The sequence below is a fragment of the Flavilitoribacter nigricans DSM 23189 = NBRC 102662 genome, from assembly GCF_002646595.1.
Lineage (GTDB): Bacteria > Bacteroidota > Bacteroidia > Chitinophagales > Saprospiraceae > Flavilitoribacter > Flavilitoribacter nigricans.
This window is the reverse complement of the sequence record NZ_PDUD01000066.1, coordinates 20,121-37,709: the sequence shown is the minus strand read 5'-3', so window position 1 is coordinate 37,709 and position 17,589 is coordinate 20,121. Positions and strand designations below refer to the sequence as shown.

At 50.3% G+C, this 17,589-nt stretch carries 15 protein-coding genes; 10 read left to right on the top strand and 5 right to left on the bottom strand.

Going from position 1 to position 17,589, the window contains the following annotated elements; genetic code table 11:
- Nucleotides 1-186 precede the first annotated feature (186 nt).
- Together CRP01_RS39400 and CRP01_RS39395 are read right to left on the bottom strand one after the other, a co-directional pair.
- Nucleotides 187-1,140, bottom strand: coding sequence for a class I SAM-dependent methyltransferase (locus CRP01_RS39400; protein ID WP_099155609.1), 954 nt, complete (start codon nucleotides 1,138-1,140; stop codon nucleotides 187-189).
- A gap of 113 nt (nucleotides 1,141-1,253) precedes the next feature.
- Entirely contained in the window at nucleotides 1,254-2,474 is a 1,221-nt protein-coding gene (locus CRP01_RS39395; protein ID WP_099155608.1) for a nucleotide disphospho-sugar-binding domain-containing protein, read from the bottom strand.
- A 178-nt stretch (nucleotides 2,475-2,652) separates the two neighbouring features.
- Here CRP01_RS39395 and CRP01_RS39390 point away from each other — a divergent pair, with 178 nt between their 5' ends.
- The 3 genes from CRP01_RS39390 to CRP01_RS39380 all read left to right on the top strand — a co-directional run bounded on the left by CRP01_RS39390 (nucleotide 2,653) and on the right by CRP01_RS39380 (nucleotide 6,230).
- Entirely contained in the window at nucleotides 2,653-3,483 is an 831-nt protein-coding gene (locus CRP01_RS39390) for an AraC family transcriptional regulator (RefSeq protein ID WP_099155607.1), read from the top strand.
- A gap of 535 nt (nucleotides 3,484-4,018) precedes the next feature.
- Nucleotides 4,019-4,651, top strand: coding sequence for a hypothetical protein (locus CRP01_RS39385; RefSeq protein WP_099155606.1), 633 nt, complete (start codon nucleotides 4,019-4,021; stop codon nucleotides 4,649-4,651).
- 289 nt (nucleotides 4,652-4,940) lie between these two features.
- Nucleotides 4,941-6,230, top strand: coding sequence for a Gfo/Idh/MocA family protein (locus tag CRP01_RS39380; RefSeq protein ID WP_099155605.1), 1,290 nt, complete (start codon nucleotides 4,941-4,943; stop codon nucleotides 6,228-6,230).
- A 78-nt stretch (nucleotides 6,231-6,308) separates the two neighbouring features.
- Here the strand turns inward: CRP01_RS39380 and nadA are convergent, their stop codons facing one another.
- The 3 genes from nadA to CRP01_RS39365 form a co-directional block, all read right to left on the bottom strand.
- The gene (nadA, locus tag CRP01_RS39375) at nucleotides 6,309-7,313 is read right to left on the bottom strand and encodes a quinolinate synthase NadA (protein WP_099155604.1); all 1,005 of its coding nucleotides are present in this window, start codon (nucleotides 7,311-7,313) and stop codon (nucleotides 6,309-6,311) included.
- Nucleotides 7,314-7,523: 210 nt separating this feature from the next.
- Entirely contained in the window at nucleotides 7,524-8,537 is a 1,014-nt protein-coding gene (locus CRP01_RS39370; RefSeq protein WP_222845933.1) for an ADP-ribosylglycohydrolase family protein, read from the bottom strand.
- A 69-nt stretch (nucleotides 8,538-8,606) separates the two neighbouring features.
- Nucleotides 8,607-9,179, bottom strand: coding sequence for an NfeD family protein (locus CRP01_RS39365; protein WP_143473740.1), 573 nt, complete (start codon nucleotides 9,177-9,179; stop codon nucleotides 8,607-8,609).
- Between the two features lie 208 nt (nucleotides 9,180-9,387).
- On the opposite strand from CRP01_RS39365, the gene CRP01_RS39360 reads away from it, so the two are divergent.
- The 7 genes from CRP01_RS39360 (at nucleotide 9,388) to CRP01_RS39325 (ending at nucleotide 17,332) form a co-directional block, all read left to right on the top strand.
- Nucleotides 9,388-10,329 (top strand): ribose-phosphate pyrophosphokinase, encoded by a 942-nt coding sequence (locus tag CRP01_RS39360; RefSeq protein ID WP_099155601.1) that lies wholly within the window; start codon nucleotides 9,388-9,390, stop codon nucleotides 10,327-10,329.
- A 115-nt stretch (nucleotides 10,330-10,444) separates the two neighbouring features.
- Entirely contained in the window at nucleotides 10,445-11,032 is a 588-nt protein-coding gene (locus tag CRP01_RS39355; protein WP_099155600.1) for a 50S ribosomal protein L25, read from the top strand.
- A gap of 118 nt (nucleotides 11,033-11,150) precedes the next feature.
- Complete coding sequence (locus CRP01_RS39350) at nucleotides 11,151-11,930, top strand: amidohydrolase (RefSeq protein ID WP_233752837.1); 780 nt, start codon at nucleotides 11,151-11,153, stop codon at nucleotides 11,928-11,930.
- 284 nt (nucleotides 11,931-12,214) lie between these two features.
- Nucleotides 12,215-12,838, top strand: coding sequence for a C40 family peptidase (locus tag CRP01_RS39345; RefSeq protein ID WP_099155599.1), 624 nt, complete (start codon nucleotides 12,215-12,217; stop codon nucleotides 12,836-12,838).
- A 483-nt stretch (nucleotides 12,839-13,321) separates the two neighbouring features.
- Nucleotides 13,322-14,230: a hypothetical protein gene (locus CRP01_RS39335; RefSeq protein ID WP_099155597.1), complete on the top strand. Its 909-nt coding sequence runs from the start codon at nucleotides 13,322-13,324 to the stop codon at nucleotides 14,228-14,230.
- 13 nt (nucleotides 14,231-14,243) lie between these two features.
- Complete coding sequence (locus CRP01_RS39330; protein WP_099155596.1) at nucleotides 14,244-15,125, top strand: OmpA family protein; 882 nt, start codon at nucleotides 14,244-14,246, stop codon at nucleotides 15,123-15,125.
- Between the two features lie 281 nt (nucleotides 15,126-15,406).
- Complete coding sequence (locus CRP01_RS39325; protein ID WP_099155595.1) at nucleotides 15,407-17,332, top strand: DNA topoisomerase IV subunit B; 1,926 nt, start codon at nucleotides 15,407-15,409, stop codon at nucleotides 17,330-17,332.
- The last annotated feature ends 257 nt before the right edge of the window (nucleotides 17,333-17,589 follow it).

The following is a 17,589-nucleotide window of genomic DNA, read 5'->3' as shown; positions in this document are numbered from 1 at the left end:
GCTAATCAGTTGGAATCATCTTAACGGAAAGCTCGTTGAGCTTGACGCAAAGGATATTTATCGCTTTTAACGAAATTTTGGTCGGTTTCCTTGGTTTGCAATATAGAAGACTGGGAGACCAGGAGATTGGGGGCAAGGAGCTGACTTTTATTACCAGTGAATTAATTACGATATCCTGTCTGTTCCTTAGGATTCCGGTTTTTTAAATTCCCAGCAGTAGTGGATCTTTTTGTTTCGAAAATCCTGTGGGATGGTCGCGGCGGAAAGGTCCCGAATTTCGGCCAGGTTCGAAAGGGCTGCTTCGTCCAGTTTGAATTTTCGAAAATTGGTGGAAAAGTAGAGGATACCGCCCGGAGTGAGCCGCTGCAGGCAGGCCTGGATCAATTCCACGTGATCCCGTTGAACATCCAGAATGTCCTCCATGGCTTTACTGTTGGAAAAAGTCGGCGGATCCAGGATGATGAGATCGTACAACTGTCGGACCGGTTCGGCCAGCCAGCCTTTGACGTCCGCACGAATGTACTGGTGGGCGTCCCCCTCAAATCCGTTCAGGGCCATATTTCGGCGAGCCCATTCGAGGTAGGTATTGCTCAGGTCAATGGTGGTGGTACTGGCCGCTCCGCCGGCAGCCATATAAACGCTGAAGGATCCGGTGTAGGCAAAAAGGTTGAGCGTATGTTTGCCGTCTGCCTGGTCGCGCGCCATCTGCCGGGTGATCCGGTGATCCAGGAACAGACCGGTGTCCAGGTAATCCCGCAGATTGACAATGAACTTCAGACCATTTTCCGTTACGGTGAATTCCTGTTGGCGGTCGTCCCGCTTTTCGTATTGTTCCTTACCCTTTTTTTGCTCCCGTTCTTTGAAAAAGATCCGGTCGGCCGGCAGTTCCAGTACCTCCTGCATCACCTGTTTGCTACCCGAACGCCACAACTGATACTCATCGGGACTCAGTCCGTGTTGGCGGCGGTACTCGGCGACATGCAAAAAGGAATCGTAACGATCTATGGCCAGTGGGAATTCGGGTACGTCAGCATCGTAGATCCGATAGCAGGTAATCCCTTTCCGGCGGGCCCATTTATCGTGGTGTTTGGCCATTTTCCGCAACCGGTTGGCAAATATTTCAAAATCAGGTAATGGCATAGCGTACTTTATGTTGAAACAGATCAATGGGGAAATGTAGACCTTTTTCCCCGCAAATTTAACGGTGAATCAGAAAATGTCCCACGGCTATTCGTCAAAAAGATAATGATGAATTAATCAATAGGAATTTCCTCCTGCATTTCCGCTTTGATCTTTTGACTCATGGCCTGCGCTGCGCGACTAAACTGCTCCTGGGAAAGTAGGGTTTTGATCATTTTCAGCAGCTTTGCCGGTGAGGTTTTCTTGCCGGCCCGCAGGCCGATCCCATGGTAAATGACCCGGGCGGCGTTACCGAACTGATCCCTGCCAATGGGGATCACCAGTTGGGGCAAGCCGGCCAGAATACTCTTCATCATAACGCCATGCCCTCCGTGGTGGATCACCAGGCCGCATTCCGGTAAAATGTCGAGATGAGCGGCTGCTTTGTAGATCTGAATATTCGGGTAGCCTTGAAAAGAAGCGGGCTCAAATACATTACCCAGGGTCACGATCGCCGGTACGGGAAGCTGACTGAGAACATCGATTATTTTCTGATAGAGCGCATGCTGGTCCTGAAAGGTACTGCCCAGGCTAACGAGCACGTAAGGTCCCTGGATGTCTATCTGGGTCTGCGGGGCCCAGGTCGGGTCTTTGAGTTGCGGATGCAGGAATTGGGTATTTGCCGGCAAACGGGTAGGATAGTCAAAAGCCGCACTGCTCAGCAGGAGTACTTTTTCCGCTTGCTCGTATTCTTCAAACGGATGTTGAAGGGGAGGCAGATCGTATTTTTCCCGCAGTGGATTCAGTATTTTTTGCCCCGATCGGAGCATTCTTTTGAAGAGCCAGTTCAGTGCGCGATTCCGGGTCTTTCCGAATAGGGTTTTGCCCGGTAAGAGGCCCAGACCATCCGGCGGCCGCCCCGGGTGGGGAATGGGGTCAATCGCCGGCCAGACGACGAGGAACGGCTTTTTGGCCGCTTCCGCGCCAACCATGCCGCCCAGGATGAAGCCATCTACCACTATTTTATCAAAGTGTTTTTCCCGGCACAATTCGATAACGTCCCGGGCGTAGGCCCCGGCGTGCGCATACATCAGTTTTTTGAGTACGGCGAAGGGCGAGCCTCCGTTCCAGTCCGGGAAGGGATCAGATTCCGGCAGTCGGTCCGGACGATTGGGCGCATAGCGGTACGCATGGAAAGAACATCCTGCGGCTTCGACTTCCGCCCGCATACTTTGCTCCCCCAGGATACTGACGGTTTTTCCGGAATCCAGGAGTTTGCGGGCTACAGCGAGAATAGGTGGCACCACTCCACCTCCATCCCACATGACAAATAGGTATTGGTCTGCAGAAGGCATAGTACAATTTTGGATTTTAGGCAATTAGGGCAAGGGAGTAAGTAGGTCGGTATTGTTTTGAAAATTGTGCAGCGCGCCAAGAGTGAATATAAAAAAAATATTTTCTTATCTTCAGAGGTAACCAAAAGCCCCCCGGAAGATATTTATCTTTGAAAACCTGTTCATCAATTTGCTTTTTATGGTAGAAACGGCATTTTTCCGGGCGTATAAGCCAAAAAAACTGGAGGGTTTAGTCTCCATGATCTGGGAGCATAAAATGGACCCGCTTACCAGTTTTCAGCGGCAGACCATTTTTCCCAGCGGTTGTCACGGATTGTTTTTTCGCCTGGGCCAGCAGCCACCAATGATCACCATCGGGGAGCAATCTACCATTGGTGGTGATCCACTACATGAATTTGGGTTTATCGGCGGTTTGCAGACCAATACCATATCGCTCAATTTTGAATCTTACCATTTTCTGGGGGTGGAATTACAACCCGCCGCTACCTATGCCCTTTTCGGTCTTCCCGCCAAAGAGCTGGCGAATAATTCTCTGGAAGGCAGCCTGATCTTCCGCGACATGCACCTGTTGGAAGAACAGTTACTCGAAATAAAAACCTTTGAGCAACGGGCCGCGATCGTAGAAAACTGGCTGTCCCGATTTTTTCAGCCCGATAGTGAGGTGTCAATGGCCATCCAAATGGAGTCCGTATTAAAAAAGTTGAGCCAAACCGAGCCGGTCGGGCAGTTGCCGTACGAAAAGCTGCTGGGGTATTCCCGCAGCCAGACCCACCGCCTGTTTATGAAATGGTTCGGCCTCTCACCGGGGATCTACTGGCGGTATAAGAAATTTCTTCAGGGGCTGCAAACCATTCACCATCACGATGACAAGACGCTGACGGAAGTGGCGCACGCTTCGGGTTTTTACGACCAGGCTCATTTTACCCGCACTTTTAAGGAGTTTACGGGGATGCTGCCCAAGGTCTACCAGCGGGACAAATCACCCATTCCCGGTCATATTCTTGCCTAGCAATCACTCACTTCTAATGAATTCTCCCCAAAATTGCTCCTAACTTACCGTTCCTCCTTCGGCGGTTCGCAGTTAAGTGTAGAGAGATCCAGAGTAGTTACAAAACCGGTTTTTGCCTTAGAGTATGTTTGGGATTTTTTCTTTGCGGCGAAAACGGTCAATTTTTTGTTTAGACGAAGCTTATTTTGAAGTGCATACCTGTAAGGTACGGACTGAAAAATAGCTGAAGTATAAACGAAAAAGTGGCGTTTGCAGCCCGATTAATAATTCCCAAAAATACTCTTAAATATTATTTTTTTCCCTGATTGGAAATCCATACAGGGGCTTACGCCCGTATATAGTAGCAGAGTCCAAATTACAATCCAGGACTTCATCTACGCTGTTGTTGCAACACAGGTACTCAATTTTTAACCCAAGTTTGAATACACCGACCAGGAAGACCCGAACGGAACGGTTCGTTAGTCGTATGAAAGTTTATTGCCCAAACACAAATAAACCTTGGTACCGTGCTCAAACCAAATCAGCTAAATTTATTATGAAAACCTTGCGAATTTTATTGCTTTTTGCCGTGTCCTTCAGCCTGATGACCGCCTGTGAGAAAGAGAAATTTACACCTGCAGATGATGCATCCGGCGATGCGGAACTGGTAACCAGAGCGCACAAAGGACCAAAAACGAAGATCTATACCGCCGAACTGGGAATGCTGAACATGTCCGGAGCGATGGCTACGGTAACGGTAGCAGATAACCCGGATGGCAGCCTGACCGTAATGGTGGAGGCGAGCGGCCTGGAGGCCAATATGGTGCACCCACAACATATCCACGGTTTTGCGGATAACACCCGCCCTGCCGTATGTCCCGATGAGAGTGCCGATACCAATGAAGATGGGATCATCGATCTAGGAGAAGGCGTGCCTTTCTACGGCGGCGTATTACTTTCCCTGACCGACGAGGAAGGAAATTTCCCGATGGCCGATGAAAATGGTGATCTGATGTACGAACGTACTTTTTCCGCAGAAATGGTGAGCAGTCTGAAAGTATTGCAAAACCGGGAGATCGTACTGCACGGAGGTACCGTAATGGACGAATACTGGCCTACACTGCCGGTAGCCTGCGGTTCCCTGGGAACACCGGATATCTACCCAGTTGGCGCGTCCGGTAGAAGATAAGTTAAATAGAGTGAATATTTGGTTTCAATGAAACCCCAATAGCCAAATTGGTCCACAGGGATATCTTTCCTGTGGGCCATTTTTTATGGTCCCTACTTGGTTAGTTTTAAAAAACTCCTACCTTAATTGATCCCAAATGAATAATTGGTGAAATCATCTCAATTGCACCATTCGCTTATCGATAAAATCAGGGTTTGAAACTACTGCCCGGGTCTATTATCATGGATCATTTACTTTTTTCATTTCCGGATACCAACTCTATCAAAATACTCATACCAAAACGATCACGATGCAAAAGGACCAACTGCACAACAGGAGAACATTTATAAAAAGATCAACACTCGCCGCCGCCGGTTTTATGATCATGCCCGCTCTGAGCGGTAAGGTGGTTGCCAGTGACCGCCTCCGCGTAGCTCATATCGGACTGGGAGGTATGGGGAACAACCATATGAACTGGTTTGCCAGTCTGCCGGAAGTGGAAATTGTCGCCCTGTGCGATGTAGACCAGCAACATCTGGGAGATACCCTGAAAAAATTAAAAGAGAAGCAGCCGGACGGCAAAGTTGATACCTACGAGGATTTTCGACATATCCTGGATCGGAAAGATATCGATGCCATTACCTGCGCTACGCCGGATCACTGGCACGCCAGTATCGCCACGCTGGCGTTTCAGGCCGGGAAGGACGTATACGGAGAGAAACCGCTCTCTTACGATGTAAAAGAGGGACAGAAGATGCTCAAAGCCCTGAATAAATACGATCGGATCTTTCAATTGGGTACCCAGATCCACGCCACGGACAATTACCACCGGGTCGTGGAACTCATTCGCTCGGGAGCGATCGGTAAGGTACATACCGTGAGGTTGTGGAAAACCGGTGAACCACCGATGATCGGACCGCCAAAAATCCAGGCGCCGCCCGCTACACTCAACTGGGATATGTGGCAGGGACCGGCTCCGGAGCGGGATTATTTCCCCGAGCGCTGCCATTTTACGTATCGTTATTTCATGGATTATTCCGGCGGGGTATTCGCTGATTTCTGGTGCCATATCGCCGATGTGGTGTGGTGGGCGATCCAGCCGAAAGGACTGCAAAGAATCGAGGCCCGTGGGGAAGAGGCGGCCGGCACGGCGGATACGCCGAAATGGATCGATATCGATTATCAGTTTGAGGGACTTAAAGTTTTCTGGACCTCCACGCCGCCGGATGTGCCCGGAGCGGCCGACCGGCACATCGGAGCCTACTTCGAGGGAGATAAAGGAACGCTCATTTGCGATTACGGTTCCCGGTCGATCACCATCAATGGAGAGACGGTAGAAGATATTCCGGAAGTCGGGAAGACCATCCCGCGCTCGCCGGGACACCAGCAAAACTTTGTGGATGCGGTAAAATCGCGTACACAGCCCGAGTCCGATTTGGCCTACGCCCGGGATATGACCCTGCCCATGCACCTGGGCTTAATCTCCTACCGGTTGGGTAGAAAACTGGAATGGAATGCTAAAAAGGAAAAGTTTGTCGGCGACAAAGCGGCGAACAAATTACTGTCACGCAAAGCCAGAAAAGGCTGGAAACTTATCTAATGATGCAGTGATCTGATGATTCAATGATGTGACGAAAATCCATCAAATCATTAAATCATCAGATCATTGATTTACCAACTAAAGCCCGGCTTTCGCAGAAATTTCGAGCATGCGGTCAATGGAAGCCCGGCCCTCGTCGATCACCCACTGTGGAAGAATGATCTCCGGCTGCTCGTATTTCATACTGAGATAGAGCTTTTCCAGTGTATTGCGACGCATGTGCGGGCATTCGTTGCAGGCACAGGTATTATTCGGTGGCGCCGGGATGAAGGTTTTGTCCGGTGATGCTTTTTGCATCTGGTGGATGATACCGGCCTCCGTCGCTACGATGAATTCTTTTGCGTCACTGCGTTTGGTATAATTTAGTAATCCGGTAGTTGAACCGATGAAATCGGCAATTTCCAGAATATGCGCCTCACATTCCGGGTGAGCGATAAATTTGGCCTCCGGATGGCGTTCGATCAGTTTGGTGATCTTTTCGCCGGAAAAGATCTCATGTACCATGCAGGAACCGTTCCAGAGCACCATATCACGTCCTGTTTTTTTCACCAGGTACCGGCCCAGGTTGATATCGGGTGCGAAAATGATCTCCTTATCTTTTGGGATACTTTCGATAATGTGTACGGCATTGGTAGATGTACAACAGATATCCGTGAGGGTCTTGAGCTCTGCGGTGCAGTTGATATAACTGACCACCACGTGATCGGGATATTTGGCTTTAAATTTGCGGAAAAGCTCCGGCGGACAGGAATCGGCCAGCGAGCAACCGGCTTTGAGGTCCGGTAGAATGACCTTTTTGTCCGGTGACAGCATTTTGGCCGTCTCCGCCATAAAGTGTACACCGGCAAAGACGATCATATCCGCATCCGTGCTGGCGGCCTGCTGGGACAGTCCGAGACTGTCTCCGATGTAGTCCGCTATATCCTGAATATCCGCTTCCTGGTAATAGTGAGCCAGGATAATGGCATTTTTTTCTTTTTTCAGTTTTTCGATCTCCTCGAAAAGATCCAGTGTAGGATCGACTTCCAGGTCGAGGTACCCGTTCTTTTCCAGATTCTTTTTGGCTACAGCAAGATCCATCATAGTATTATTGGTTTTGTGGACCGTTTCTTTTGCGGCCCGGGCTTTTTCGAATTAACACAAAAATAAGTAAAAAGTTGGCTTAGTTTCGCATTTAAACTAACATTCGATATTTAGACGTCGATTTTTTCAAAAAGTCACGAAAAGGAGTCGTTGCGGAGCGGAGCCACATAGTGAAGATCCGGGCTTAGGATCATAGTCTTGCCAAGTCGTTCAGGATTGATTATCGGATACCCATCTGCCAAAATCTTTGGCCAGTTCCCGCAATAGGGGAATGCCCTCTACACTCCGGCGCATAAAGCCGGGCAGGCTGCTGCTGCCGTAGCGTCCGGCCAGGATACCGGTGACGATCCCGGCAACGGTGTCGACATCGCCTCCCAGCCGGATGGCAAATTGCAGGCCGGAAAAGGTATTGCGAAAGTGTTTCAGCATATATGCCACGGCGCCGGCGGTGAGCATGGCATCAGACGGTAGCCCGTGGATACCTTCCGGGAAGCGCGGTTCCCGGATCGGTTGCGGCCCGCATAGCAGCGTATAATGTTGCGGTTGCAGGAGATGCGGTGGAGGTAGGCGATCGATCTGCAGCAATAGATCGGCAGTCTCCCGATCCGTTTCCTGCAGGAACGGTAGTATATTATGGATTAGTTTTGCAGGATCCTGCTTTTCGACCAGTAAATAACGGCAGGCCCGCGCAACCAGGATATTTGCGGCCCGGGCCTTGGGATGAGGATGGGTAGCATCGGCATTGATCAGCGCGTAATCGTCGATCAGATGGCTGGGTGCAAAACCCAGCGGAACCGCCCGCATGGGGGCTGCGTTGCCGGGATATTCCCGGGTGGCCTGAAATCGCCATACCTCTTCTATACTTTTGGCGCCGCTGTATACCCAGCGCATGGAACCGTGCCCGTTGCGGCCGTATCCTTTAGTCGCTACGCCGGACTGATATTCCCGGCTCCAGTATTCTATTAATAGTTCGGCCGTGAATGGCCGGCCGGATAGCAGCGCCCGAGCCGTGCCGATAGTCATTTCCGTATCATCTGAATATTCCCAGGGAGTGTAGTGTCTGGTAAACATTTCGGGGTCGGGGACGTCGGCGCGAATGGAAGCGCGGGCATTCACCAGGCGACTGAAATCTACGTGCTGCCGGATCCAGTCACGATCCTGAAACTCAACACCGGCTCCAAAAGCATCTCCGATGGCATAAGCCAGGAACAGATCCTCGAACATAATTGAAAATTACTTTGGAAAAAATCAGGAACGGAAAGGTAGTCTTTTTTTAAGGGGAAGCCGGGCTGGTTATTTGCGCTGACCGGGATATTGTGGCTCCAGGCTCTCCACCAGGATAACGTGGTCATCGATCACATCTACTACTCTGACGGAAGTACCCCGGGGGATCTCCCGGCCGGCGGTGATGGCATCTATGGTGTAATGTGACCGGCGATCGTTGATCTGGACTTTCCCAAAACCGTTGCGATGGGGAGGAATGGGTTGCAGAACCTCACCGGTAGACAAGACATCTCCGATCTTGGGCATTGGTTTGGAGCGGAGACGACGGCCACTGATATCGAGCCAGCGGACCAATACGGCAATGACCAGGCCAAATACGGAAGCCCAGACCACGCTGCGATCCAGAGAGTTGGTGTTATGAAAAACGACTAAGCCGGCCCAGCCCAGAGCGGTAAAAAAGACCAGCACAAAACGGGAGTCCATCCAGTGGGAAAATCCTTTTTGAGCGGCAGTTTCCGGTTCTTCGGCTTCTTCATCCAGCAGGGAGGACAGGAACAAAATACCCAGCAGAATGCTGGATACGATGGCCAGGCTCCAGAAAGCTTGTTTCTCCCAGGCCAATGATGTCCACCAATTTGTCATTATAAAGAAGTTCATAATAATTTATGTATGCCACTTCAACGAACAAAATTAAGCGGCTGTTGGACTTCTGCCGCAAGCAATAGACGAACGGGGGCACTTTTTCGGCTAATGTTGAAATATCTTCGGTGATTTGCCCGGCCCATAGTGCAGAATTACAAAAGTAGAATAGTAACTTTGCCCTAACTTTCACACAATCCCTTAAGGATTTATGGCCAGACTAGAAGAAGTCAAACTGTTTTCAGGTACCAATTCCAGATACCTCGCGGATAAGATCGCTGATTATTACCAACAGCCCCTGGGAGACCTGAGCGTACATCGTTTTAGTGACGGCGAAATGCAGCCTGTGATCAACGAGTCGGTAAGAGGTTGCTATGTGTTCTTCATTCAGTCTACCTTTGCGCCTTCCGAAAACATCATGGAGCTTTTGCTGATGATGGACGCCGCCCGCCGGGCTTCGGCCTCCTATATCACGGCGGTGATCCCGTATTTCGGTTACGCCCGGCAGGACCGGAAAGATAAACCCCGGGTGCCGATCTCAGCCAAACTGATCGCCGAAATGCTGCAGGCTGCCGGTGCCAACCGGATCATGACCATGGACCTGCACGCGGACCAGATCCAGGGTTTCTTCGATATCCCGGTGGATCACCTCAAAAGCGAAGCGATCTATATTCCTTACCTGCAGGAACAGAACCTGGATGATACCATTTTCGCCTCGCCGGATGTAGGCGGAGTGAAAAGGGCCCGGACCTACGCCAAGCATTTTGAAAAAAACCTGGTGATCTGTGATAAGTACCGCAAGCGCGCCAATGAGGTGGCGGGCATGACGGTCATCGGTGATGTAGACGGTGCGGATGTCATCCTGGTGGATGACCTGGTCGACACGGCCGGCACGCTCTGCCGGGCCGCCGAGATCATTCTGAAAAAAGGGGCTAAAAGTGTACGGGCACTCTGTACGCACCCGGTGCTTTCCGGCAAAGCCTACGAGAATATAGAGAAGTCGCCACTGACCGAACTGCTGGTGACGGATACCATTCCGCTGAAACGGGAATCTTCCAAGATCAAGGTCTTGCCCACGTCCAAACTCTTTGCCAGAGCGATCCGAAATACCCACGAGCATCGTTCAATTTCCGCACTCTTTGTGGAGGGGTAATATTTTTTTTACCTATTGCATTGATTTTTAGAATAAATGCCTATCTTTGCGTGCCGTTTTGGAACCCATTGTTCCTGAAACGCATTTAAATGTAATTCGCAAAAGCTAATCAGCCATGAAAGTAGTTACTCTGGAGGGTCAGGAAAGAAAGGTAATGAGCAAAAGCGCTACCAAAGCGCTGCGGAAGGAAGAATTGGTGCCCGCCGTAATGTATGGTGGTGATGATGTGTTGCATTTCTCCGTTTCTGCAAGAGATGTACGCCCCTTGATCTATACCTCCGATTTCAAAGTTGCCGAAGTAAATGTAAACGGCAATGCTTATCGTTGCATTCTTAAGGACAAGCAGTTCCATCCGGTTAGTGATGAGATCCAGCACCTGGATTTCCTCCAACTGACTGACGGCGCTACCGTTAGAATTCAGGTTCCCATCCGCTTCACCGGTTCCGCTCCGGGTGTAAAAGTTGGTGGTAAACTGCAGCAAAACCTGCGTCTGGTTAAGATCAAGACCACTCCTGAGAACATGGTATACGAGATGACTGCCGATGTTTCCAAACTGGAACTTGGGCAATCTATCCGGGTACGTGATATCAAAACCGTAGAAGGTGTAGAGATCATGAACTCTCCGAGTATTCCCATCGCTACCATTGAAATTCCGAGAGCACTGCGTAGTGCGGCTTCGGCAGCAGCGGCAGCGGCTAAGTAAGACAGAGTATGGTTGGGACCCGCAGCGGTCCGGCTTGATGCATAAAGCTTTGGAAAGAGTTATCATGTCAAATGGTAACTCTTTTCTTATTTTCGTCCGGTGATCAATGCTTTCGAAAATGCCTACTGAAAAAATCCGCGTTACGCAACTGCAGGCCGACCTGCACTGGGAAGATAAACCGGCCAATCTCCGGATGTTCGATGAAAAAATCGCCGCGATCGGAAACACCAGCGACCTGATCGTACTCCCGGAAATGTTTACAACCGGGTTTAGTATGAATGCTGCGGCTCTGGCCGAACCCATGGACAGCGCTACTTTGCAGCATCTCAGTAAATGGGCAGCAGCTTCCGAAGCTGTTGTCACCGGAAGTTTTATCGCCGTAGAGAACGATCATTTTTTCAACCGCCTGGTCTGGATGCAACCGGACGGCAACTACCATACGTACGACAAACGGCATCTTTTTACGCTGGCGGATGAGCACCTAACCTATACGGCGGGAGCGGAAAAACTGATCGTGGAGTTAATGGGCTGGAAAGTTTGTCCGCTTATTTGTTATGACCTGCGGTTTCCCGTCTGGAGCCGTAATACGGAAGCTTACGATCTGTTGCTTTACGTGGCCAATTTCCCCGCAAAGCGTTCGGCTGCCTGGAAAAGTCTGCTGACGGCCAGAGCGATCGAAAACCAGGTATACACCATTGGGGTGAATCGGGTAGGTACCGACGGCAAAGGCCATTACTATTCCGGAGACTCCTGCCTGGTGGATTTTGAAGGGCGGGTACTGTACCGGGCATCCCATATAGAGGATTGCTTTACAACGGACTTGTCCTATTCTGCTCAGCTGGAATTCCGACAGCGCTTTGCATTCCTGGCCGACCGGGATGATTTCAGCATCGTTTGAAAAATGGAAAAAAAGTGCATAGGTTGACGAGGGGATTAGCCGGGAGTAGTTGTCAGAGTACAACTTCATGCCTGGCCCGGAAATAAGGTGTCTTGACCGTGCAGATGGAAAGGTTTATATTGCTATATCTTAAGGAAATATGAAATTTTTAGCTAATAATAATTTTATTTTTTCGCTCCTCGTTATTCTCTTGTTATAAACCGATTATAAGTTCTCAGAGACTATTCACCCTTGCCCGGAGTACGTGTATCCGGTTGGAATAGCCATCTACCAAACCATTAGATATGTCCGGAAACTTTCTACGTTCCACGCTGCCCCTGCTTGCCTGTCTGTTGCTATTTACCCAGTGTGATGTTATTCGGTATCTCACGACGGAGCCGGACGGCACCACGGCCACTACGCGCAATGGCGGCAAAACCTCGTCAGGTTCCAGTCCCAGAACGAGGACGACAACGACAACCAGACCGACAACTACCACTCCTTCCAACACCGGAAAATCCACAAAGGTGTCCGACCGGGAAGCGCGTCTGCGGCAGGATATCGTGGTCTACGCCAAGGAGCAATTGGGCACCAAATACAAATACGCAGGCCGGAGTCCCCGTACGGGTTTCGACTGCTCCGGTTTTACGCACTACGTGATGGACAACTTTGATGTGGATCTGTCACCAAGCTCGCGAGCCCAGGAAAATCAGGGCAAAAAGATCAAGATATCGGAAGCTAAAAGCGGGGATCTGATCTTTTTCCGCCGATCAAAAAATGGAGCGGTCTTTCACGTCGCCATGGTGGTGTCCAATGACCGGGACGGGCTCAAAGTGATCCATAGCACTTCCCGCGGGGTAGTGATCGATAACATATCGGTTTCCAAATATTGGAGTCCTAAAATTTCCACTGCCCGCGATGTCTTATGAACGCTCTTCCAGGAGGAGCTACCGGAGCGAATGACTTCTGTGGGAACCTGGAATTGAGGAAGGAACTTTGACCGAAGGGGAAAATATTCGGAGTATTACAAACCAAAATGGTCTTACTCTGTTCTAACAATTGGCTTCAAAAAATCTATGCCCCACTGAGCTAACAGCAAAGGGCATAGATAGATATTGAAGCATTATTAAACTGCTCAAATATATAGCTTTTTAGAACTAATAAAAAGTTCTGGGTTTTAATCCAAAACTAAAAGCTGCTAAAGTCGTATACCATGTTTGTGGTGTACGACTTTTTTTGTGACCGGGATAGAGATTATTAGTCTTATGATAATTCGTTTCCTGCTTGCGCCTAAATTGATTAATTTTAGCGCTCAACGAACGAAAACAGGACAACCAATATTAGCAATTGGGTTGGTCTTAGAGGTTGTTTTAAACACTCTCTTTGCGGACCAACTTTAAAACAAAGTTTGTATGAAATCAAGAGGCTTGATCATCATAGCCGCTATTTTAGCACTATTGTTCTTACTGGCCGGATGGTGGGGATTAGGACAGCAGAAAGAACGCCAGGCACTGGCCGAACAAAATGAAGCACTGAACAGCAGTCTGAACGATCTGCAGGTCCTGAAGGAGGATCTCGCCGAGGAAGTGGATAGCCTGCGGGTAGCCTACGAATCACTGGCTGAAGAGAACACCGCTCTGGAAGGTTCACTGGCCGAGGTAGAAAGCCGGTTATCCCAGAAGGACGCTCAGCTGCGCTCTTCCCGGAATCAGAACACCAGCCAGGTGAACGGGCTGCGGGCGGAGATCCAGGAGTTACTGGCCACCAAAGCCGCACTGGAAGAAACGATCTATGCGATCCAGGAAGAGAACGATTCGCTGAAAAACCTCACCGGTCGATTGGAAGCCGATCTCACCCAGGTACGGGCGGATAATGAGGCACTGAATAAAATGAACAATACCATCCAGGACGAACTGAAGCGGCTGACGCTGGCCAACTTCAAAGCTACCGCTTTCCAGGTAGAGGCCGAACGGAGATCGAGCAAAGCTACCGCCAGATCCGGTCGTACCCGTCGGATCAAGGTTACTTTTGATCTCACCAACGTACCGACCGAATACCAGGGTACCCGCCCACTCTATCTGGTGATCACCAATGAGAACGGGGTGCCGATCTCATCGGAGAATCCGCTCCAGGCCCAGTCTGTAGTCGGTGGCCAACGTATGGATCTGATCGCCCAGGAAGCTAAGGAGGTTAATGTGGGTGACAATCAGCGTTTGTCCTTTACCCACGAGTTATCCGAAAAACTGGATCGCGGTTTTTACCGGGCTTCAGTGTATACGGATGTAGGATTGTTGGGTGCGGCCAGTTTCCGCCTGCAGTAAATGATAGAAAGTCATGAGAACACTTATTTTTCTCTTTGTCGGGGGCCTGGTACTGAGCTCCTGCGTAAGTAGTAAGAAATTCAAAGAAACAGTCGGCAACCTGAATGCAGAGCACCAGGCCAAGGTCAGTGAACTGGAAACCCAGCTGACTAACCTGCGGGCGGAAAAAGACAAGTTAACGATGGATCTGGCCGAGAGCCGGGGGGGCAACCAGGCACTGCTCGCCACTCAGGATAAACTGCAGGAACGTATCGACCGCCTGCAGGCGGAAGTGGAAAATATCGGGAGCAAAGCTTCCAACCAGGAGCAATCACTGAACAGTGAGATCTCCCGCAAGTCCAATGAGATCAGTGCGCTGGAACAGCGACTGGCCGAGGTCAAAGGAACCATCAATCGCTGGGAAAATGCCCAGGAGGCGATCGCCAGGGAGATCTCGATTGCGCTGCAGACGTTCGATTCCACCCTCTACGCGGTGGATCAACGCGGCGGGGAAGTCGTGGTGGTGATGAACGAGAATATGGTATTTCGCCCGGGTAGTACCAGCCGTTTCGAACAGCAGGGCATTGACGCCCTGCAGGCGGTAAGCGCGATCCTTTCCAAATACCCCAGCCTGTACATTCAGGTGGTGGGCCATACGGACAATCGCGATGTAGCCCGCAAAAGCCTGGACAACTGGGACTACTGCCTGTTGCGGGCCGGCAATGTGGCAAAATTGCTGATCGATGAATTTGACGTGGGAGCTAACCGCATCTTACCGGCAGGTAAGGGGGAGTTCGCTCCCCGCACGTCCAACGAAACTTCCGAAGGGCGGGCCGCCAACCGCCGGATCGAACTCGTACTTACCGGAAGCGGCAACGACCTGGCCCGGGAGATCAAGCGGGAGATTGATAAGTAAATACATTTTTTTGTTTGCTGCCAATAAAAACATTTTGTTGTTTTGTTAAGTAGTATTTCGTATTATTGCAGACGAAATATGCACTAAGAGGCTGTTTGAAAACTTCTGCTGCCGGAGAAAAACCCGGATTTTGGCGTAAATTGAAAGCTATTTTTCACTGCATAGCCCAGCTACGGAGTTAAAAATAGGTGCAAAGTGGCGGCAAAAGCCGCGTTTTGTAACCCAGTGAGAGGTTTTCAAACAGTCTCTAAGGCAGTATGGCCTAAACACAACGGTTCAATATGGCTCAAGTAACCTATACGGAAGACAATATTCGCTCGCTCGACTGGAAAGAGCACATTCGCATGCGGCCGGGGATGTACATCGGCAAGCTTGGCGATGGCTCTTCCGCCGACGATGGTATCTATATCCTGATCAAAGAGGTGATCGACAACTCCATTGACGAATACGTCATGGGGCACGGAAAGCAGATCGACATCAAGATCGAGGAGGGCGAAGTCTACGTACGGGATTACGGCCGGGGTATTCCCCTGGGTAAGGTGGTGGATTGTGTTTCCAAGATCAATACCGGTGGTAAGTATGACTCCAAGGCATTTAAGAAATCCGTAGGTTTGAACGGGGTCGGTACCAAAGCCGTGAATGCCCTGAGCGACTACTTCAAAGTGCAGGCGATCCGGGAAGGCAAGACCAAGATCGCCGAATTTGAACAGGGAAACCTTACCAAGGACCAAAAGGTCAAAAAAACGGACGAGGGCAACGGTACGCTGGTCATTTTCCGGCCGGATGAGAATATTTTCAAAAAGTATAAATTCCGTTCCGACTACGTTGAGAATCAACTCTGGAACTACGCCTACCTGAATGCCGGCCTGAAGATCAATTTCAACGGCAAAACGCTGGTCTCCAAGAACGGTCTGCTGGACCTGCTGGAGCGCAAAACCAGCAATGAGAACCTGCGCTACCCGATCATCCACCTGAAAGCGGAAGATGTGGAAGTGGCGATCAGCCACGGCAACCACTACGGCGAGCAGTACTACTCCTTTGTAAACGGTCAGCACACCACCCAGGGTGGTACCCACCTCAACGCGCTGAAAGAGGCGATCGTAGAGGCCGTGCAGACCCACTTTGGAAAATTTGACCGCCGCGATATCCTCAGCTCGATCGTAGCCGCACTAAGCGTCCGGGTGGAAGAGCCGGTATTCGAATCGCAGACCAAAACCAAGTTGGGGTCGACGGATATGGGACCGAAAGGGCCTACTATCCGCACCTTCATGAAGAATAATGTAGGAGAGGAGCTGGATCGCTTCCTGCACCGTAACCCGGAAACCAAAAAGGCGCTGGAAAAGCGCATTTTGCAATCGGAGCGGGAGCGGAAAGAGATCGCCGGTATTAAAAAACTGGCGAACCAGCGGGCCAAAAAGGCGAACCTGCACAACAAAAAACTGCGGGACTGCCGCGCGCATTTCAGCGACGGACCCCGCAAAACCGACGAAGAGATCCGCCTGGGTACCACCATCTTCATTACGGAGGGGGACTCGGCGAGCGGATCGATCACCAAGGCCCGTGATGTACAGACCCAGGCCGTATTCAGTCTGCGGGGTAAACCTCTTAACTGTTACGGACTCACCAAAAAGGTCGTGTACGAGAACGAAGAGTTCAACTTATTGCAGCATGCGCTCAACATTGAGGACGGGCTGGATGATCTGCGCTACAATCGCGTCGTGATCGCCACGGATGCGGATGTGGACGGTATGCACATTCGTCTGTTGCTGCTGACTTTCTTCCTGCAATTCTTTCCGGAACTGGTGCGCAACGGGCATCTCTATATCCTGGATACGCCTCTGTTTCGTGTACGGGATAAACAAAAGACTTTCTACTGCTACACCGATCAGGAGCGGCAGAATGCGATCAAGAGCCTGAGAGGTAAGCCGGAGATCACCCGGTTTAAGGGACTCGGTGAGATATCTCCGGGTGAATTCAAGGATTTCATCGGTGAGAATATCCGGCTGGATCCGGTCGTTTTGAACGAAGAGACTGATATCGACGAAGTACTGCAGTACTACATGGGGAAAAACACCCCGCAACGGCAGGATTTCATCATTGATAATCTTCGGGTAGAAAAGGATGAGGTGGACCAGGACGAAGAGGAAGAGATCGCCGAGATCGCGGCCGAGGAAGTAACTTCCGAACTGACCGTAGAAGTTGAGTAAGACCTACCTGATAGATAGGCATGAAACTGCCTATTTGTCTTGATTTTACCCACATATATAAAAAAGAACCAGCTATTAGGCTGGTTTTTTTGTATTTTTCAGTGTGGCATGGAAATTGCCCGCTTGAAAGTCATAGTATTTCCGGCTTTTCGCTGTCATAATGACATTGAAAGGCCGGCTGGCTGTTATTTTTAGCCACTTGCCTAAACTTCTGGCAGTGCTTTGAGTTAAATGAGGAATAGCCGGTAAAAAATACC